We start from the raw sequence: 21024 nt of genomic DNA on the forward strand, positions 1-21024 counted from the left end.
AAGCTTTAAAAGCTTCCTTTTTTTACTTATCGACTAAGGCTAAGCAAACATATAAATCTGGTTTATTAGCTGTAAATTGTTTTAGCCAAATAGTTAGTTCATCTATTTCATAAGGTAGTAATCTACTTAAAGCTTTCTCAAGCTCTTTACAAAATAAATCAGCGTTAAAACTAACCTTTTGAAGCACAGTTTTCGTGTACTCATACATAGCTCTTGCCATATTTATTGGGGTTATCTGTTATTAAATACTGAACGTAATTTACAAAATTTTATTCCAAAGTGAATGTTAAAATTTATCCAAAAAAAAAGCGAGACTCATTAGAGTCTCGCTTTATAAACATATAATTTATAGTACTATAAACTATTTACTTTTTCTATTAAAGCATTAGCTTTAGTCTCTAACTCAGTATTTAAAGCTTTGTAATGAGCTTTTTTATTCTCTACATTTTTTGCATTTACTTTTGCAATTAAATCATCAAAAGTTACAATAACTTCATCTACAATAGCATTTGCTTTAGCTTTATCAGCTTCAGGGTTTAATTCTCTAGCTATTTGACAAATACTAATAATGTCTCCTAATGTATAGTTAATATCTTTCTTTAAATTTTTTATGCTTGCCATAATTATAAATATTTGATGCAAAATTAATCGATTTTATCCAATTCAGCTTGAAATTTCTCAAAAAACTCTCCTACATGGTATCCATCTACCAAAGCATGGTTTACATTTACCGCCACAGGCATTAATACTTTCCCTTTTTCTTCTTTTAATTTACCAAAAGCTAACTGCGGAACACTATCATTTTTATTTCCTGAGAAAGGTTCTTTATGCCCTGTAAAACTTACCCAAGGAATCGCTGAAGAGTGTATACAGCCTAATGAATACCTTATTGGCAATAAACTAGTTGAACTTTGTATTCGCTCTTTTTCTTCTATGTAATTTTGATTAAAAACTTCAAAATCTTCTGAATAATCAAAATAAGAAAAACCAAATGTTGTATCTGGTCTAGCAACAGTTGTTGATACATTAATTACATCATAAATTGCTACTTTATCTCCTTCAACTCTAAATTTAAAGTTTTCAACAGCATTTATAGCCTTCATACAAGCATGTAAATACCTTACAAAAAAGGATTGATCCTTCTCTTTTGCTGATTGATAAGTCTTAGACACATCTACATCTGCAACTAAACCAAAAGTTGGATCTGCTAAAGTTCTAAAGTGTTTAAAAAGTTCTTTTCTATTCCAGTTTTCAATATCTAGATACCTCATCTATAAAAACTTTAATACATCTGTAATACTAGATACTGTTTTATAAGCATCCGTTTTTTGTTCTTCTTTTACTTCTTCGTGTGCCCATGTTGTATGAAATGGAACATGAATTGCCGTAGCCCCAATTTCAATTAACGGCAATACATCTGATTTTAATGAGTTACCTATCATTAAAAATTCTGAAGGATTAATTTCCAACCGTTTTACTAGTTTTTTATAATCGGCTTTTTTCTTCTCACTCATCACCTCTGTATGGTGAAAATATTTTAAGATACCTGATTTAGCCAACTTACGCTCTTGATCTAACAAATCTCCTTTAGTAGCTACAATTAGCTTATATTTTCCTTGTAGTTCTTGTAACACCTCTTCTACTCCATCTAATAACTCTATTGGTTTTTCTAACATCTCTTTTCCTATCTCAAGAATTGCTTCCATTTTTTTAGGACTGATTTTATAGTTAGAAATTTCTAGAGCACATTCAACCATAGACAACATAAAACCTTTTACACCGTAACCGTAAATTTTAAGGTTTTCTATTTCCTTTTTAAATAATTCTTGATGAATTTTATTTTCTGTTTCGTAATCAGACAGCAATCGAGCAAAATCATCTTCAGCATCACGAAAATAAGTTTCGTTTACCCAAAGTGTATCGTCTGCATCAAAGGATATTATTTTAATATTATTCATTTTCAAGTTGTTTTATAGCTTTTTCTAAGTCTTCAGGAGTATCAATACCAATACTTTCTACTGAAGTTTCTATCATTTTTATTTTTTTTCCTGCTTCTAAGTAGCGAATACATTCAATTTTTTCAGCTGCTTCTATTGGTGTCATAGGTGTATGATAAAAATCGATCAATGCTTCTTTTCTAAAGGCATAAACCCCTTTATGTTTGTAATAATTTATAGCTATTTCTTTATCTCTGTGATACGGAATTACACTTCTTGAAAAATAGATTGCAAAATCGTTTGCATCGGTAATTACTTTTACATTATTAGGGTTTTGAATATCTTCTTCATTCGTTATTTTTACTTTTAACGACGCTAAATCAATTTCTTTTTGAGTATCAGATTTAAAAACGCTAATTAATTTAGATAACGAAACGGTATCAATAAAAGGTTCGTCTCCTTGTACATTTACCACGATATCTACGTCAAGACTTTCAACAGCTTCTGCAATTCTATCTGAGCCACACTCGTGTTCTTTTTGGCTCATTAACACCTTACCTCCTACTTTTTCTATAGAATTATAAATTACTTCGGAATCGGTTACCACGTATACTTCATCAAACAAATTCGCTTTTACTGCCGCTTCATAGGTTCTTACAATTACAGGTTTCCCTCCTAAATCTTTCATTAATTTCCCTGGAAAACGCGATGCACTATAACGTGCAGGAATCATTGCTATTATCTTCATAAATAATAATAAGTGTTTACGTATCAAAGATACATATTTAAACTGCTATCATAAAAACCGATAAAACTCACATTGACAAAATTTTAACATTAATTAATTTTTGATTTTGTTCAATTATTAAAAACTTTTACTACTTTTGGGTTCTTATGAAAACGCTTTTAGGCACATACACATTTATTTTCAACACAATCAATTCGATTATGTGTACAGCCCGCATGCATAAACAGTATGTATACGTACCTAAAAGCACCCAAAGAAACAGAATTAAACATCGATTTTAAATAATCAATTTTAATATAAACTTAACCAAGGTGCTTTTTAAAAAAGCACCTTTTTTTATTTACTAATATTTTAAATTTTAAACATTATGAACACTTTTAAGTATCGAAATTCAATTAGAAAACACGTAACCTCAACTGTAATGTACTCAGTACAAAATCCATTTTACAGAGATCCTGAATTACTAATACTTAATCCTTAAAATTATCATGAAAACACTAAACATCACATCAAACAGTCAGCCTAATCAATTCATAGTTAACAAAAAACAGGTTAGCAAAAACAAAGTACTAAAAACTTCAGTTTTATACGATAAAATTGAAGCTAACGCAAACACTTCTTTAGGCTTTTATCCAGATTCTTCTAATTTTAGTTTTAACAGTATCGAATTTGACCTGTTAGACAATGCCTACCTTAATGATAAGCTTGTTATCAAAAACAACATTAAAAAATTGAGTGATACTGAGGTTATTTTCAATATAACAGTATCTAAAAAAGAAGAAAAGAAACAAAATATTATTTGTACAGCTACTTTTGGCTATACTATTAAAAAAACGTCTTAATTATTTCTAAATATTGATTTTACAATCAATTGAGCAATCGTTAAGTTAGTTTGATTTGTTATAAGCTTAGGAGATTCTTCTCTTAAGCTTATTTTATGTATGTTTCTAATAGCTCTGAAGAACTTTCTGATAAAACTTTCACTTTATCAATACATGCTGGCACCAAAATAGTTTCTCCTTTTCTTACAATTTCTTCTTGATTCTCGTAAGAAAATATTACTTCTCCTTCTACACACATATAAATTATAAAGCTATCTTTTTTAGATAAATCTATTTCTTTCTTTCCTTCTACTGGAAGTATATTCGTTGTAAAATAATGGCATGTAACTACTTTATTCGCTACATTTTCTTGTTTCACATAAATTGTTTTATAAGAGCTTTCTGCTGAGAAGTCAATTGCTTTCAATGCTTTTTCAGTATGCAATTCTCGATAATTACCATCAATATCTTTTCTATCCCAATCGTAAATTCGATAAGTTAAATCTGATGTCTGTTGAATTTCGGCAATCAACAAACCTGCCCCAATAGCATGCACTCTACCTGGTGGCACAAAATATACATCTCCTTTAGCCACTTTATCAATATTTAAAATACTTAAAAGTGTTTTATTATGAAGGTGTTGTATATACTCTTCTTTGCTTGAATTTTCTTTAAACCCAATAATAATACTAGCTTCTTCGTCAGCTTGCATTACGTACCACATTTCGGTCTTTCCATAAGCTTCTTGAAGCCCTGCTAAATCATCATCAGGGTGTACCTGAATACTTAGTACTTCTTTAGCATCTATGAACTTTATTAACAGTGGAAACTGCTTACCGAAAGTTTTATACACATAACCACCTACTAAATCGTACTTATACTCTTCTAAAAGACTTCGTAATGTTCTTCCTTCAAAATCACCATTACTAACAATTGATTCATCTCCATCAACATCAGAAATCTCCCAGCTCTCTCCAATATTGGATCCGTCTGAGTTTTTATGAAGTAATTCGTTTAGTTTTTTTCCTCCCCAAATTTTTTGTTTTAAAATTGGAGTAAATCGTAGTAATTGGTTTATCATAGATTATGCACCTCTATAAGTTACGTAGTTTCTTGGAGTTTCGTATAATGTAACTTCTAAGTCTAATTTTTCTGGAATACTTACACGTAACTTATTATAAATCACCACTGATATATTTTCTACTGTAGGGTTAACATCCTTAAACTCCTCTACTTCAATATTTAAGTTTTTATGATCTAAAACATCTTCTACTTTCAATTTAATTAAATTTTTCAGCTTACCTAAATCATATACATATCCTGTTTCTTGGTCTATTTCACCAGTTAATGAAACAATTAGTTCATAATTATGACCATGGTAATTAGGGTTACTACACTTACCAAAAACCTCATAATTTTTTTCATCAGACCATTTAGGGTTAAATAACCTGTGTGCAGCGTTAAAGTGTGCTTTTCTGTGAACTGTTACTTTAGGCATATTAAATATACTTAGATATTTTATCGTAAGATTCTTTAAAAATTATTTTAAACCAAGCTGTATATCGTTCAGGGTGGTTTTCTATATCATTTTTCACCTCTACTAAAGGCATCCATTTATATGACGCCACTTCTTCGGGGTTTACAATAGGTTCGTCGTTAAATCGACCAATCATTACATGATCGTATTCATGCTCTGTTAAGCCATTATCAAACGGAGCTTTATAAATAAAAGAGAACACTTCTTCTAACTCACATGAAAACCCCATTTCTTCTTGTAATCTACGTTTCCCAGCCTCAATATTCGACTCTCCATCTCTCTGGTGTGAACAACAAGTATTTGTCCATAACAAAGGAGAATGGTATTTTTCAGCAGCACGTTGCTGTAACATCAATTCATTTTTATCATTAAAAACGAATACCGAAAACGCTCTATGTAACAAAGCTTTTTCGTGTGCTTCTATCTTTTCCATTAGTCCTATGGGGTTGTCTTGCTGATCAACTAAAATTACTTGCTCCTTCATACAGAAAATTTATGAAAAGCAAACTTACGAAAATCAGTTAATTTTTATCAGTCTATGCACAAAAACATAACGCTTATACCTAAATAAAAAAACTTTTCATTTAGTTTTTTTAGTTTAGAGTATTTAAATTAATTCACTACAAAATTTAGTTAAAATGATTCAATTAACTCAAAAAAAACTGAGTACTATTAACCCTGATATTTTATTAGTATATGGCAATTTAAAACCTGAAACAAATAAGGAATATTTCGAATTAAAAACTAACACCATCCTTCAAAAAAAGTTACCTGGAGCACCTCCTATTTCTATTGAAAATAATAAGTTGAAGGCAGAAATTAAAGTAGCTCAACCTGAAGAGGTTCCAAATATTCCTACAGAACTAGATGTTAATATAAATTGTCTTAAAAAAAATATACTTAACGAGTATCCCTTATTACTTAACGAAGTAATTATAAATGATCGAATCACTTTTTTATTAGAAAAGTTTCATAATTTACCTAAACGAACTATTGTATATGAATTAACAACAAATAAAACATCTCTATATTTTTTATTAAAAAACATTAGTCTTGATAATGAATATAACCTTGTTTTACAAGATTCCTCTTTTACATTACCTCCCAAACTCCACTCAAATTTAGATTCATTATCATTAAAGCTTAATGTTAAAAGTGTAGCTGTTTTTATGGGTAAAGGAATTGCTTCTGGAATGCTTAGTGCTGTAGGCGGCGCAATTGCCAACGCAATTATCGAGGCTATTTTCCCTCCTGAAATTCCTGAGTATTTTGATGAGGTTTATGCTCAAATAACTAAAGTAGTTAAACAAGAAATACAAAAAAGTAAAATAGACTCCATTAGTGGAGCTATTACTAATTTAATACAAAAGATTAACTACGAATATGTTCCTGCACTAAAACAACGCGACCTTAAGAGTAAAGAAGATCGTGAGCATTTATTTAATCTATTACAAAAATATGACCAAACCTTTCTTTCTGGAGCCGAAGGTATGCTAGGCACACTTCAACAAAAAGATAAAGCAAGTGCTGGTTTTACAGTTTTTATGTTAGGCGCAACTCTTCAATTAAGTATTTATCAAGAAATGGCTAATGTTGACCCTATGAATAAAAATGCAAAAGAAGAATGGAAAAACCCTAACGAATCTAGCTATGGAAAACCCAAATCAGGGACACTTGCAAAAACAGCTGAAAGCTTTATAAAACATGCAAAAAAAACATATGATTCCATAATGAAAGCAAGTGATAATGCTGTAAAAGCTGAAAAATACATGACTGAACGTGCTTATGTTATTGGACAAACTTTAGTTACTGATAGAACTTATTACTGTAGGATAAAGGATAATGGTGTAGCAACAAACAAGGTTTGGGAAATTGGACAAGATGATAAGCATGGTAATAATCCTAAATTTGACCAATTTGTTAAACAAGAAGTACCTTCATATAAAGAACAAAAAAGACGTAATTTAGATAACGAAATGAATCACCCAATCGAAGTAATTGAAAACTGGAAAAGTTTGATAAACTCTCCTATAAAATTATAGCTTATTTTCCTTTTCAAATTAAAAAACATATCTGTATAAAGCTTCTTTTGAACAGTTCGCTTTAAAATGTATCTTTGCAACCTTAAAATTTATAGATGAGTTTTTTAGAGGAAATACAGAAGAGACGTACATTCGGAATTATATCACACCCTGATGCTGGTAAAACTACCTTAACTGAAAAATTATTACTTTTTGGTGGGGCTATTCAAGAAGCCGGTGCGGTTAAAAATAATAAAATTAAAAAAGGAGCGACTTCCGATTTTATGGAAATTGAGCGCCAGCGTGGTATCTCTGTTGCTACTTCTGTATTAGCTTTTATTTATAAAGACAAGAAGATAAATATTCTTGATACACCTGGTCACAAGGATTTTGCGGAAGATACATTTAGAACCTTAACTGCAGTAGATAGTGTTATTGTGGTTATTGATGTTGCAAAAGGGGTTGAGGAACAAACCGAAAAGTTAGTAGAGGTTTGTCGCATGCGTAAAATTCCGATGATTGTTTTCATTAACAAGTTAGACCGTGAAGGTAAAGACGCTTTTGATTTATTAGATGAAGTTGAGCAAAAACTAGGTTTAAAAGTAACTCCTTTAAGTTTCCCTATTGGAATGGGATACGATTTTAAAGGAATCTATAATATTTGGGGAAAGAAATTAAATATCTTCTCTGGAGATAATAAACAAACTATTTCTGAAGGGGTGGAATTTGATGACATCGATAACCCTGAATTAGATAAAATCGTTGGTGAAGATGCTGCAAACACTCTTCGTGAAGAATTAGAGTTGGTAAATGAGGTATATCCTAATTTTAATCAAAATGACTACCTGAGCGGTTCGCTACAGCCTGTTTTATTTGGTTCAGCTTTAAATAATTTTGGAGTAAAAGAATTACTAGATTGCTTTATTGATATTGCTCCAAATCCGCAGCCAAAACAAGCAGAAGAGCGTTTAGTAGACTCTAAAGAAGAAAAACTTACAGGGTTTGTATTTAAAATTCATGCAAACATGGACCCTAAACACCGTGACCGTTTGGCTTTCGTGAAGATTGTATCAGGTACTTTTAAAAGAAACACCCCTTACCTACACGTTCGTAACAGTAAAAAAGTGAAATTTTCCAGCCCGAATGCCTTTTTTGCTGAAAAGAAAGAAATCGTAGATGAATCTTTCCCTGGTGATATTGTAGGATTACATGATACAGGAAACTTTAAAATTGGAGACACTTTAACTGAAGGAGAACAGTTAAACTTTAAAGGGATTCCTAGTTTCTCTCCAGAGCATTTCCGTTATGTAAACAATGCCGACCCAATGAAGGCAAAACAATTATATAAAGGTTTAGATCAATTAATGGATGAGGGTGTTGCGCAATTATTTACGATGGAAATGAACGGGCGTAGAATTGTAGGAACCGTGGGAGCACTTCAATACGAAGTAATTCAATATCGTTTAGAGCATGAATACGGAGCTAAGTGTTCGTATGAAAATATTGCTGTACATAAAGCTTGTTGGGTTGAACCAGAAGACACTAAAAATGAAGAATTCAAAGAGTTTAAACGTGTAAAACAACGTTATTTAGCTAAAGACAAACAAGGTCAGCTAGTGTTTTTAGCCGACTCTTCATTTACCATACAAATGACACAAAGTAAATATCCAACTGTAAAATTACATTTCACTAGTGAATTTTAAGAAGCACTACATATTCTCTTTTCTATTTTTTATTTTCTCTTTTCTAACTTACGGTCAAGAGAACTTGTCTAATTTACAAGGAAAAGAGTTACACAATAAAGTTCGTTTGAATTTTATACCTGTTGAAATGCCTTCGGATAAATTTCCAAACCTAAAATCAACCATGGGATTAGCAGGTATACACTATCAAATTCCAATTAACGATTGGTTGTATGGTGGCGCAGGATTTCATTTTGCTGCAACAGGTGACCAAGGAGGGTTATTTACGTTAGGCGCTGAATTAGGGGTGAATAAACAATTATATAAAAACTTATATGTAGATGCTAACTTCCACTTTGGTGGCGGTGGTGGATATCGTTACTTGGTAAATGATGGTGGTTTTATCAATCCAAATATCGGATTACAATATAAAAAGAATGATTATTCCTTCGGAATACAATACAGTCACGTTAACTTTTTATCTGGAGAAATTAAAAGTAACTCCGTTTCTTTCTTTGTAGAAATACCTAGTATTTTACGTTTTACCGATTATGACAAAGCACATCAAAATTTTGTAGCAGATAACTTGTCTCCTGATAGTTTCTGGAGTAAACCTGTAGTTAAAAATGCACAACAAATTCGTTTTGATTTCTTTAAACCTATTGGTAATTCAAAAAAAGATAATGGTGATGACTTAAATGAAATGCTATATGTTATTGGTTTTGAGTATCAGAAATATTTAAACGAAAACACCTTCTTATTTGCACATACCGATGCTATTTATAGAGGGTTACGTGCTGGTTTTATGGATTTATTTGTTGGTGCTGGGTATCACCCATACCAATCAAAATACATTAATATTTTCGGGAAATTAGGTATCGGTGCTGCTGGTGGTCGTGTGGCTCCTGAAGGAGGATTGATGATCTATCCTTCTGCAGGAATCGATTTAAAACTGTTTAAAAATATTGCTATTAGTGGTCATGGTGGTTATTATCGTGCGATTGCAGGCGATTTAGAAGCCTATACCTTCGGGTTTGGTCTAAAATACTTCGGATTAAATGGCGGAACGTCTTCCGAAGAGAATAGTACTTATAGTACACAAGGTTTACGTTTAGAAATTCAAAATCAAAGCTATTTTAATGTTGCTAAAACAGATGATGTTTACAACGCTACTGAAATAGACTTACAGTTAATTGGTTTTAAAGTTAACTATGACTTAAATCATTGGTTATATATTGCTGGTGAAGCAGGTTTTGCGTATGATGGTCGCTCAGGTGGTTATGCTCACGGATTAGTAGGTGGTGGTATATATAGTCCGTATTTTTTTAACAAAAAAATGCGTGGTTTTATAGAAATTATGGCAGGTGCTGGCGGAGGTGCTGGTGTAGATACTGACGAAGGAATTATTATTCGCCCTACACTTGGATTGAGCTATGACATAGTAAATCAGGTTTCTATAATTGCATCTGGAGGTAGATATTATTCGCCTTTCGGTAATGTAAATTCAAACAATATTAACATAGGTTTAAGCTTTAACCTTTCAACTTTATCAGTAAAAAACTAACTTTGTCATTGCTAAGAAAAACAATGATTTAGCTATTTTAATAAAAAGATTCTTTTACCTAATAATATTTTGGATATTGGAATCGCACAATATAAATAAACAAGAGAAAAATGGATAACGGAATTTATGCAAAGTTCACCACTCCAAAAGGTGATATTTTAGTAAACTTAGAATACGAAAAGACTCCTGGAACTGTAGGTAACTTTGTTGCTTTAGCAGAAGGAAATTTAGAAAACTCAGCAAAACCACAAGGAACTCCTTATTACAATGGATTAAAATTCCACCGTGTAATTGCTGATTTTATGGTTCAAGGTGGTTGCCCACAAGGAACAGGAACAGGAAATCCTGGTTATAAATTTGATGATGAAATTCACCCTGAATTAAAGCACGATGCTCCAGGAAAGTTATCAATGGCAAATGCAGGGCCTGGAACTAATGGTTCTCAGTTTTTTATTACCCATGTTGCTACTCCTTGGTTAGACGGAAAACACACTGTTTTTGGTAGTGTTATTGAAGGTCAAGATGTTGTTGATGCTATTGCACAAGACGACACTATGGATGTAGAAATTATTCGTGTTGGTGATACCGCTGAATCTTTTAATGCAGTAGAAGCTTTTAGATCTTTTGAAGGAGCTCGTGAAAAACGTGAAGCTGAAGCAAAAGCTAAACAAAAAGAATTATTAGATGAAGTAGCTGCTGGATACGATGAAACTGCAAGCGGATTACGTTATAAGGTTTTACAAAACGGAGATGGGAAACAAGCTACGAAAGGAGCTACGGTTTCTGTACATTACAAGGGACAATTATTAGACGGAACTGTGTTTGATTCTTCTTACAAACGCAAGCAACCTATCGATTTTGCAATTGGAGTTGGTCAAGTAATTCCTGGTTGGGATGAAGGTATTCAGTTATTAAAAGTTGGAGACAAAGCTCGTTTGGTAATTCCTTCTGACTTAGCATATGGAGCACAAGGTGCTGGCGGTGTAATTCCTCCAGATGCAACCTTAATCTTTGATGTTGAATTAATGAATGTGAAATAATAACACATAAAATATTTCAGTATTGATAAAGCCTTCGTAATAATTATGAAGGCTTTATTTTTATTCAAAAGCTACTTAATGTTTAATTAATATTCATAACATTAAAGAACATATTACTTAATAGATTTATCATGATTCCTTAAGGACAAAAGAGCAATAAAGCGTAACCTTTACAACACCAAACAAGCTCTTAAATCCTATGAAAACAACATTACTATTTTTTATACTTCTTCTCTTTGTAACTATTGCTTTAAAAGCTCAAGAAGTTTGTACTACTCCTGAAGACAATGCTGTTGATTTAAATATTATAAGTGTAAATAAATGTGAGATTGTTAACAAGAAACAAAATTCAAGAGAAAGAACTACAAAAGCATTAACCGCTAGAAATAGAATAAAAAAAATAAGAAAAACACCACAAAAAAATCAATCAAGCCTAAGTAATCCTTCTAAGGTTTCTATTGTTACTACTAATAACGACTTATCTATAAAAACTTCTTTGAAGTCTCAAACTAAAGAGCTATTATTTTCTGTAGTTGAACAAGTTCCTTTATTTCCTAAGTGTAAAAATAATTCTAATGAAAAGGCAAAAAAATGTTTTAAAAACAATATACAAAAACATTTTTCTAAAAACTATTACCCTGAGGTCTTTTCAGAGGAAGGTATACGTGGTAGAATTTTAATTCAATTTACTGTAGATGTGTATGGTAAACCTAAAAATATTCAAGTAGTTAGTTCAAAACCTAGCAAAGTTATTACCAATGAAATTAATCGGATTATCAATAAGTTACCTCAGTTAGAATCAGGTAAAGAGAAAGGGATACCTGTTAATGTAACTTACTCTTTTCCTATAAATTTAATCTTAAATTAAGGTAAAATGTTTATCCATAATTTCAAATAATTTTATTTTCAATATCATTTTCTTACTCTCAAGAAAAATGTGAAACTCCCAATGAAAATATTCAGGACATTAATACTATTAGCATTACTAAATGTTCTATAAACGATGTAAAAGAAGCTCTAGAGATTGAAAAAGTTAAAGAAATTTCAACAAGAAAAAGGCTTCATAAACTTAAAAAAGCTAATATTGTTTCAGCTAATTCTAATAAAGTTAAGCAAATAAAAAGTAAAAACTCACTTGTTGAAAAATTAAATATAAAAGAGGATATTTTAACTTCTCTAGACAAAGTTCCTTTTCACCTAGTAGAACAAATTCCTCTATTTAAAGAATGTAAAAAAACTCCAATTTTACAACAATCAAAATGTTTTGAAAAGGAAATGATAAAACATATTGTTAGAAATTTTGATTATCCAAAGGAAGCTTTTCGAAAAAAAATTGAAGGGAAGGTTTTAGTACAATTTACTGTTAATAAAAAAGGGAATGTTGTTTATATAAAGAAAAAAGGAGCTGAAAATAGTGATTTACTGAAGAAGGAAGCTCACAGATTAATTGCTGCTCTTCCTAAATTTATTCCCGGAAGCTATAAAGGTGGTTTAGTTAATATAAAATACGCTTTGCGTATAATTTTTAGGGTTCCGTTATAGTTAAATTTATTCCTCCTTTTTAGATTAAAGTCACTCTAGCAATCTGAATCGTAGAATAAATTTGTTATTTTCTATTTTTTACCTATATTTACGGCATCAGTTAATAGTTAATTAACTCTACCAAACACTTAAAATTAGAGCACAATGATTAAAAAATTCCCCTTAGTAGTAGCTATTATGCTACTTTCTTTAGCGGCTGTAGGACAAGAAGTATGTACTACTCCAGATGAACAAATCGCTGATCCAAACAGTATCACAAAATGTGCAATCGAAGACACCGATAATGGTGCAAAAAAACAACTATCTATTGAAGTCTCAACCAGAAGACGCGTTGTTCGTAAGAATAAAGAAGCCGTTTCTGCTATTGGAGGTATTAATTCTTCTCAAAAGGTAGCTGATATTAAAAAGAAATCTTTATTAATTGGTAAACTTGAGTTAGAAGATAATTCAGCTACTATTGAAAAAGTTCCTTTTAATTTAGTTGAAGAAATTCCTTTGTTTAGTAAATGTAACAATGTTCCATTAATTAAGCAGGCAAAGTGTTTTGAAACTAACATGACTAAACATATTATTAAGAGCTTCAACTATCCACAAGAAGCTATTGATGCTGGTATTCAAGGAAGAGTTTTAGTTCAGTTTACAATAAACGAGCAAGGAAATGTTGAAGATATTTTAATGCGTGGACCTAAAGGTGGTGAATCTTTAGAAAAGGAGGCTAGTAGAATTATTAACGATCTTCCTAAATTTATACCTGGCAAACACAATGGAAGAACTGTAAAAGTAAAATATGGGGTTCCTATTACGTTTAGAGCACCTGGAGCAACTAATAATAGTTCTTCTAAATCTACAATAAGTAAAGTTGTTGCTAAGAAAAGTTCTAATGTAGTAAAAGAAAAGACTGTTACTGATTTTGTAAAGTTTGTAGAGGTACAAAGCATCCCTCAATTTAAAGCATGTACAAAGGTTCCTGATATGCAAAAACTAAAGTGTTTCAACGAAAGAATGGTTAGCCATATTCAAAGAAACTTTAACTATCCAGCTGCTGCTGCTGAACAAAACATTGAGGGAAGAGTTTGGGTACGATTTATTATTGATAAAAAAGGAGAAGTAACCAACATTAAAATGAAAGGTCCACAAAACGGTCAATTACTAGAGCAAGAAGCTAAAAGGATGGTTTCTAAACTACCTAAGTTTGTTCCTGGTGAGCATAATGGTAAAACAGCTAATGTTGAGTATTATATTCCCGTTAACTTTAAACTTCATGAATAAATAACTCTTAAAAGTGTTTATATATAAAAAGAAAAGCTTCTAATTTTAATTAGAAGCTTTTCTTTTTATAAGACATTATCCTCTTAGATAATTCTTACTTACACTATACTATAGTGCTCTTTATTGTAAATCCAGTAGTCTAAGTAGTAGTACAATACATTTTTAGACAAGAAATAAAATTATCAAAAAAAGAGTAGTTATAATACTTTCTATTTATTTAAAGTTGTTACTTCTTATCTCTTTTAAATCTTTTTGTCTAATTCACTAAGCACTTCATTCGCCTTATGAACCATTTCTTTTATTTCTTCAGGAATTTCTTTACCCATTTTAGCTTCACTTTATTCTTATCTCAATCATAAGCTATTCCTTTTCTCTTACTTTCTCTTTACCTAATTTTAGTTTTTTTTTACTTTTGCCTTCCTTTTCTTTTAGCTCTTTTTTTATTGTTTTTACTTTGACTCAAAATATATTAGAAATCAAAGAAAGGAAAAAGATTATGCTATTTTGCATAAGGCAGAACAATTTTCATGCTGTTCTAAGATAAATCAAACTATTACAAACTTACTATTTAATAGCTATTAAACAAAAAAACCAGCATTTAGCTGGTTTTTTATTCTTTATTTTAATAATAATTAAGGTTTGATATTTTCTTTTTCGGCTAGTAAACCAAAAAACTTATCTAAATTAGGTAAAATTACAATTCTAGTTCTTCTATTTCTAGCTCTATTAGTAGCAGAGTTGTTTTCTACAAGTGGAACTGAACTTCCTCTTCCTGATGCTATTAACCTGCTAGGATCCACATTATATTTTGTCTCTAAAAGTCTAACAATAGATGTTGCTCTTTTTACACTTAAATCCCAGTTGTCTTGTACAACAGCATTATGAATTGGTCTAGAATCTGTATGTCCTTCAATCATAACATCCATACTTGGTTCTGAATTAATAACATCAGCTAATTTTTTAATTAACTTATGCGCATTTCTTTTAACTCTGTAGCTTGCTGTATTAAATAACATTTTGTCTGAAACAGAAATCATTACAACTGTTTGATCAATATCAATATTTACATCTTCATCATTTTCTAGCTCTGAAGTGTTTATTGACTTTTTTAAGTTATGAGCAATAGCTACATTCATAGAGTCTTTTAACGTTTTAGCATTAGCTAACTCAGCTGGATCAACATTTTTAAGTGTTTCTCTCATTTTTTCTTTTACAGAATTTGAGATTACTGCTGATTTACCAACCATATCTAACTTAACGTTATTTTCTTCATGGAGTGATTCATTTACACTTTTTAATGAGTTAATTTTTTCATTGTAGTCATCAACTCTCTTTTCAATTTTAGCAAACTTAGCCTCAAGCTGCTCTTTTTCTAGAGTTGTTTTTTGTAAATTTCCTCTTGTATCATTGTACTTCTGCTCTAACTCAACATACTTCTTTTTTGATACACAAGACGTCATTGTTAAAGCCAATAACGCTAAGGGAATAAATAGTTTTTTCATAATTAATAATAATGATAATAAGTTAATGTAACCTTATAACTTAATTTTTTGCATAATATTATACTGAGTAAATAAAAAAAACTCCTTAAAAAAAAGGAGTTTTACCTTAATAACATTACGGTTATTTGTGGGGGGCTTAATTTTTATAATTCACTTTAACTTCTTTTGTTATTTTATTACAATTATCTTCTTTTTCCTTAAAACACTTATTATTTTCTGGTCTTGAGTTTCTTTCTGATCTCTTTAAACTTTTGCTTAAAAACTCTAAAAAATTACTTCTTCTTGTGGCTAGTTCTTTTCTGATTCTTTTTTTTTCTTGTTCTTGTCTTATCTCTACAGACTCGCTTCCTTTTACTATATAAAAATAAGAGCGCCTATTTAATTGATACTCTTTTTCAGTACACTTTTTTCCGTCTACACAATCATTTAAAGGGTTGTCTTCTCCGTAACCTATAGCACTTTCAATTCTATTACTTGCAATTCCTCTTGATAGAATATAATCTCTAGTTGATTTTGCTCTTTTATCTGATAAAAACCTATTATAATCTCTTCGACCTCGACTATCTGTATGTGACTCTATTTTAATCACTAACTCAGGATGATTTGTCATTACTGTTACAATATTTTCTAACTCATATTCTGCATCTTCCCTAATAACAGACTTATCATAATCAAAATAAATAGGTTTTATCACTATTTGGTTTCCTATTATTAATGGTGTTAACTTTAAGTTTGCTGTAACCTCTTTATTTCTTTTATTATTAGTTAGCACTGTACTTTTATCTGATCTATGGTCTAACTTAGACGCAGTAATTGTATATGTTCCATTACATGGTACATCTTTAAAAGTATAGCTACCTGATGTATCAGAAATAGTTTCTGCTATAACTTCTTTTTCTTTATTAATTAACTTTATTACAGCTGCATCTACTGGAGCATTTATTTTATTGTTTTCTATTACTCCTTTAACAATTTGTGTACAAACAGGAGGCTCTGTATAAATAAAAAAGCTATAAATATCATCATCTCCTTTTCCTTTTTCTCTATTTGATGAGAAAAAACCTCTTTTCCCGTTTTTACTTATAAAAAATGAAAAATCATCTTTTTTACTATTAAATGGATATCCAATGTTTTCTGGTGATAATAATGTACCATCTTCTTTAATCTTTGCTTGAAAAATATCAAGAAGTCCTAAACCTAGATGTCCGTTAGATGAAAAATATAGTACATTATCGTTCCCTACATAAGGGAAAACTTCTTTCTCTGGCGTATTTACAGTGTTTCCTAAATTTATTGGTTCTCCATATTCATTATTTCCTTTTATTTCTACTTTATAAATGTCAGACTGTCCATATCCTCCAGGCATATTAGAAACAAAATATAATGTTTTTTCGTCTGGACTTAAAGCTGGGTGACCTGTGGAATACTCATCATTATTAAATGGTAACTCTTTAACGTTAACCCAATACCCATTAATATAACTAGCTTTATAAATTTTTAAATTAGATGTGTTTTTCTTACTTCTCTTTGCTTTCTTTCCTTCAGAATTATTTCTTGTAAAGTAAATAGTTTTTCCGTCTTTTGTAAAAACAGGTGTCGATTCATGTAATTCAGAAGCTATTGGCTCTTCTAATTTTTTAACGTTTCCTAAAACTAAGACAGTGTCTTGCTTACTACCTTCTAATGTTTGTATATTCTCTTCTGCCTTGTAAATATTTAAAAACGGTTGGTTATTCCACTTATAAATTTTTTGCTTTTTTGAATCATTAGCAATAGATGATGAGAAGTATGCTTTTCCATTCAATAAAAACCCTCCGAATTCTGAATAAGGCGTATTTATAGCCAAGTTTCTTACTCCTATCCTCTTTTCTTTATTAGTGTAGTCTAACAAATAGTTTTCTTTTTTAAGTTCCTTATTTAAACTACTTTTTTGAGCTTGAGTTAATCTTAAAAAGATAGAATCTGATTTTTTATACTTCCCATTACTTCTCAGAGCTTGAGCATATTTAAACAAATGCTTTTCTTCTACTTTTTCTTTAAAATTTGAAACAAGTTTTTGGTACCAAACTTCTGCTTCTTCTGTATCTGAATTATTATAGTAAGACTCAGCTAACCTAGTTAATACATGTTGAGAGCTATCTCCTTTAATTAATACTAAATCTTTATACAATTTAGCTGATTGAACATAAGAAAACTCTCCAAAATAACGATCCGCTACTTTTCTACTTTGACCAAAACCATTTACAGCCAGCATTAAAAATGTTGCTAATACTAGTATTTTTTTAAATTTCATTTTTTTCTTTTTAAAAGAATCTTGGGGACCTATATCTAATATCTTTAAATATTTCATACTGTAACATAATTTCGTGTGTTCCCGAGTTTGTTACATTATAGTTTGACGTTGTTAAATCATATGAATACCCTATAAGCAAAGAGTCTGTTGCTTGAAAACCTAAAAGTGCACTTACAGAATCATCCCATCTCCAAGAAGCTCCAACTCTAAACTTTTCATTAAATAATAAATTAGCTGAAATATCTAATGATAGAGGTGCTCCTGAAACTCCTTTTAACAAAGCTGCTGGTTTAAACTTTAAGTCTTCATTGATATCGAAAACATATCCTGCTATTAAGAAAAAGTGCATTCTTTCTACTGCTATTTCCCCTGGAGTATCTGCATCGTAGTGCTCCATTCTTAAAATATTAGGTACCGATAATCCTACATACCATTGTGGCTGATGATAATAAATACCTGCTCCGACGGTTGGTAAGAATTTATTAATGTTATCCTGAAAGACTACTTCATCATCTTTGTAAGTTCCTTTTGACCAATCTATATTTAGTAACCTACCTCCTAAACGTAAACCAAAGGCTAAGTTCCCTTCTTCTCCTGTTTGTATATTGTAAGATACATTTGCATCTAAATATATTTCACTAGAAGGTCCCACTTGATCATTCATTAAATTAACTCCTAACCCTAAACCTGAATATCCTAAAGGTGTATCGTATGATAAGTTTTGAGTATTAGGAGCTCCTTCAAAACCTACCCACTGCATTCTACCCAATGCAGTAATTACTGTATGTCCTCTAGATCCTGCATAAGCTGGGTTTACATTCATTGTATTGTACATATACTGTGTGTACTGAGGATCTTGTTGTGCTTGAGTATTTGTAGTTACACAAATACTCATTGTACATAGTAAGATTAAACTTAAATATAATTTCATTTGATTAAAACTTTTATTCATCAGTCTCTTTTTTCTAATATATCTATATTATCTATTAATATAAATCCACCCCTTTTTAACTTTACTTCCGTTTCCAAGGTCTAAAATATAGAAGTATGTTCCAACTGGCAATTTATCACCAACATTTATGTTTGCTCTTCCTTCAGAAATCCCTCTAAACACAACACTACTATTGTTATATCCTTTAATTCTATATACTGTGTTACCCCATCTATTAAAAATTTCAAGAGTATTATTTGGAAAATTCTCAATGCAATCAATATGTAAATAACTGTTTGCTTCATCTCCATTAGGGCTCATTAAGTTGTTTACTTTCACACAAGTATCATCATTTATTGCGTCTCCAAACCCATCAAAACCATCTATAAGGTCAGGTATTCCATCTCCGTCTGTATCTTCTCCATCTATCACTCCATCCCCTCCATCATTTGGATCTGTAGGGTTAGAGTTATAATCTGGGTTATCAGCATCACCAAAACCATCTAAACCATCAACACTATCTGTGATTCCATCTCCATCTGAATCATCAAGAGGATTGTCTACTTGTCCATCGCCATCTTCATCTTGATTCCCTCCTTCTACAACATCATTTACTCCATCATTGTCACTATCTAAATCTTGATAATCTGGAGTACCATCACCATCTGTATCTACCAGAGTATCACCTCCATTATCTCCCTCACCAAAATTATTTATATCTCCATCAACACTATCGGAAATTCCATCACCATCAGAATCTGAACCTCCTGTATCATTAGAATCTATAACTCCATCTCCATTAGTATCGGAACTTTCATTTCCGCCCTCTATAACATCATTTATACCATCGTTGTCACTATCCAAATCTTGATAATCTGGAATACCGTCGCCATCCGTATCTGGTTCTTCTTCTTCATCTACTGAGTTATCAGATTGACCATCTCCATTAGTATCTGTATATGCTGTATCGCTAGAATCTATTACTCCATCTCCATTAGTATCTAAATCTCCATTTCCGCCCTCTATAACGTCATCTATACCATCATTATCGGAATCTAGATCTAATGAATCTGGAATTCCATCTCCATCAGTATCCACTAAACCATCTCCCTCTTCAACATCTGGAATTCCATCATTATCATCATCTACATCTACAGCATCTGGTATGCCGTCATTATCCGTGTCTTGTAAATAGTACTCATGTGTATTCAAAGTAGAGCCTCTATTCCCTTCACCATCAATTGAACTTACACTTGCTTCTACTGTCGTATCTGGGTCAGCTGCTAAGTCTGAGCCTGGGACATCTATGCTATAGTTTCCTCTACTATCTACTGTTCCGGTATAGCTGTTTCCGTTGATCACTAAAGTTACCGTGTCTCCTGTATTGAAGTCACCACCTACCATTCCGCTTACTGGAATAGTGCTTCCTGCTTCTGAGGCATTAATAATGTTGTCTGCTGTGATATTATCTATAGTTATCGTTAAAACTGGTGCTGTTGTGTCGATTACTAATTCATCGGTCGTTGCATCGGAACTGGTGTTTCCTGCTGCATCGGTTGCTTCTACACTTACATCATACGTTCCTTCTGCAATCTCGCTTCCTGCTGGTATGTTTAATGTCCATGTTCCATCGGTATTGTCTACTAAGTTCCCGTCTCCTTCGGTATACGTTACTCCGTTGACTGTTACCTCAATCGTATCTGAACTGTCTGCTGTTCCTGTGATAACTGGTGTCGTATCGTTCGTGGTTTGACTTACAACTGTTGGTACGGTTACATCATCGTCTTCTACCGTTACTGATCCATCGGTTATCGCTCCAGTTACTCCACTTGTGACAACTCCTGTTGCTGGGAATACTTCGTCTGCCTCTCCTGAGGTAATGTCTTCTGCTGTTGGAACAGTTACACTTCCTGTTGTATCTCCTGCGGCAATTGTTACTGGGTACACTATTCCATCTACCGTTACTTCTACTGTAATGTCTTCTGTACTTGGATTGCTTAAGGTTACCGGAACAATAGCATCGTCACCTTCGGATACTGTTACATCTCCTATGGCTACTATTGGGGCTCCATCATTATCTTGAATCGTTCCTGTAGCATTTACTGCTCCATTGGATACGGTAAAGGTTTCATCTGAC

At 31.6% G+C, this 21024-nt stretch carries 20 protein-coding genes; 8 read left to right on the forward strand and 12 right to left on the reverse strand.

The genetic code is table 11. From position 1 onward, the window contains the following. Positions 1–22: 22 nt before the first annotated feature. The 5 genes from MK851_RS04025 to kdsB all read right to left on the reverse strand — a co-directional run bounded on the left by MK851_RS04025 (position 23) and on the right by kdsB (position 2685). A complete protein-coding gene (locus tag MK851_RS04025; RefSeq protein ID WP_115900718.1) occupies positions 23–220 on the reverse strand; it encodes a hypothetical protein in 198 nt (65 codons plus the stop codon). A gap of 134 nt (positions 221–354) precedes the next feature. Then, positions 355–621, reverse strand: a complete 267-nt coding sequence (locus MK851_RS04030) for a hypothetical protein (protein WP_303509219.1) — start codon at positions 619–621, stop codon at positions 355–357. A gap of 23 nt (positions 622–644) precedes the next feature. Then, on the reverse strand, positions 645–1271 hold the full coding sequence (locus MK851_RS04035) for a chloramphenicol acetyltransferase (protein WP_303509217.1): 627 nt from the start codon (positions 1269–1271) through the stop codon (positions 645–647). Then, entirely contained in the window at positions 1272–1958 is a 687-nt protein-coding gene (locus tag MK851_RS04040; RefSeq protein ID WP_303509215.1) for an HAD family hydrolase, read from the reverse strand. It abuts the gene before it with no gap. Beyond that, complete coding sequence (kdsB, locus tag MK851_RS04045; protein ID WP_303509213.1) at positions 1951–2685, reverse strand: 3-deoxy-manno-octulosonate cytidylyltransferase; 735 nt, start codon at positions 2683–2685, stop codon at positions 1951–1953. Before kdsB ends, MK851_RS04040 begins: the two co-directional genes overlap by 8 nt. A gap of 488 nt (positions 2686–3173) precedes the next feature. Here kdsB and MK851_RS04050 point away from each other — a divergent pair, with 488 nt between their 5' ends. Then, entirely contained in the window at positions 3174–3527 is a 354-nt protein-coding gene (locus MK851_RS04050; protein WP_303509211.1) for a hypothetical protein, read from the forward strand. Positions 3528–3615: 88 nt separating this feature from the next. Here the strand turns inward: MK851_RS04050 and MK851_RS04055 are convergent, their stop codons facing one another. From MK851_RS04055 to idi, 3 genes are read right to left on the reverse strand one after another with little or no spacing between them, the layout of a single operon-like run. Further along, on the reverse strand, positions 3616–4587 hold the full coding sequence (locus MK851_RS04055; protein ID WP_320241665.1) for a type I phosphomannose isomerase catalytic subunit: 972 nt from the start codon (positions 4585–4587) through the stop codon (positions 3616–3618). 3 nt (positions 4588–4590) lie between these two features. Next, a complete protein-coding gene (locus MK851_RS04060; protein ID WP_303509206.1) occupies positions 4591–5004 on the reverse strand; it encodes a 6-pyruvoyl trahydropterin synthase family protein in 414 nt (137 codons plus the stop codon). A gap of 1 nt (position 5005) precedes the next feature. Further along, on the reverse strand, positions 5006–5527 hold the full coding sequence (idi, locus tag MK851_RS04065) for an isopentenyl-diphosphate Delta-isomerase (protein ID WP_320241669.1): 522 nt from the start codon (positions 5525–5527) through the stop codon (positions 5006–5008). A gap of 154 nt (positions 5528–5681) precedes the next feature. On the opposite strand from idi, the gene MK851_RS04070 reads away from it, so the two are divergent. The 7 genes from MK851_RS04070 to MK851_RS04100 all read left to right on the forward strand — a co-directional run bounded on the left by MK851_RS04070 (position 5682) and on the right by MK851_RS04100 (position 14161). After that, positions 5682–7085: a hypothetical protein gene (locus MK851_RS04070; protein WP_303509201.1), complete on the forward strand. Its 1404-nt coding sequence runs from the start codon at positions 5682–5684 to the stop codon at positions 7083–7085. A gap of 95 nt (positions 7086–7180) precedes the next feature. Further along, positions 7181–8767, forward strand: coding sequence for a peptide chain release factor 3 (locus MK851_RS04075; protein ID WP_303509200.1), 1587 nt, complete (start codon positions 7181–7183; stop codon positions 8765–8767). A gap of 64 nt (positions 8768–8831) precedes the next feature. Continuing rightward, complete coding sequence (locus tag MK851_RS04080; RefSeq protein WP_320241672.1) at positions 8832–10310, forward strand: hypothetical protein; 1479 nt, start codon at positions 8832–8834, stop codon at positions 10308–10310. A 110-nt stretch (positions 10311–10420) separates the two neighbouring features. After that, positions 10421–11350: a peptidylprolyl isomerase gene (locus MK851_RS04085; RefSeq protein WP_303509196.1), complete on the forward strand. Its 930-nt coding sequence runs from the start codon at positions 10421–10423 to the stop codon at positions 11348–11350. Positions 11351–11549: 199 nt separating this feature from the next. Beyond that, positions 11550–12218 carry a TonB family protein gene (locus MK851_RS04090; RefSeq protein WP_320241674.1) on the forward strand — a complete coding sequence of 223 codons (669 nt, stop codon included), beginning with the start codon at positions 11550–11552 and terminating at the stop codon, positions 12216–12218. Positions 12219–12625: 407 nt separating this feature from the next. Beyond that, positions 12626–12892 (forward strand): TonB family protein, encoded by a 267-nt coding sequence (locus MK851_RS04095; RefSeq protein WP_303509190.1) that lies wholly within the window; start codon positions 12626–12628, stop codon positions 12890–12892. A gap of 144 nt (positions 12893–13036) precedes the next feature. Continuing rightward, a complete protein-coding gene (locus MK851_RS04100) occupies positions 13037–14161 on the forward strand; it encodes an energy transducer TonB (RefSeq protein ID WP_303509188.1) in 1125 nt (374 codons plus the stop codon). A gap of 632 nt (positions 14162–14793) precedes the next feature. On the opposite strand, the gene MK851_RS04105 is transcribed toward MK851_RS04100, so the two are convergent. From MK851_RS04105 to MK851_RS04120, 4 genes are all read right to left on the reverse strand, one after another. Beyond that, the gene (locus tag MK851_RS04105) at positions 14794–15663 is read right to left on the reverse strand and encodes an OmpA family protein (RefSeq protein ID WP_303509185.1); all 870 of its coding nucleotides are present in this window, start codon (positions 15661–15663) and stop codon (positions 14794–14796) included. A gap of 136 nt (positions 15664–15799) precedes the next feature. Next, positions 15800–17956: an OmpA family protein gene (locus MK851_RS04110; protein ID WP_320241678.1), complete on the reverse strand. Its 2157-nt coding sequence runs from the start codon at positions 17954–17956 to the stop codon at positions 15800–15802. A gap of 10 nt (positions 17957–17966) precedes the next feature. Next, positions 17967–18887: a type IX secretion system membrane protein PorP/SprF gene (locus MK851_RS04115; protein WP_320241680.1), complete on the reverse strand. Its 921-nt coding sequence runs from the start codon at positions 18885–18887 to the stop codon at positions 17967–17969. Positions 18888–18935: 48 nt separating this feature from the next. Then, positions 18936–21024: Ig-like domain-containing protein (locus MK851_RS04120; protein ID WP_320241682.1), on the reverse strand; the 2089-nt coding region annotated here is incomplete at its 5' end.

Origin of the sequence: Tenacibaculum sp. 1B UA (assembly GCF_033978845.1) — a bacterium.
Taxonomy (GTDB): Bacteria; Bacteroidota; Bacteroidia; order Flavobacteriales; family Flavobacteriaceae; genus Polaribacter.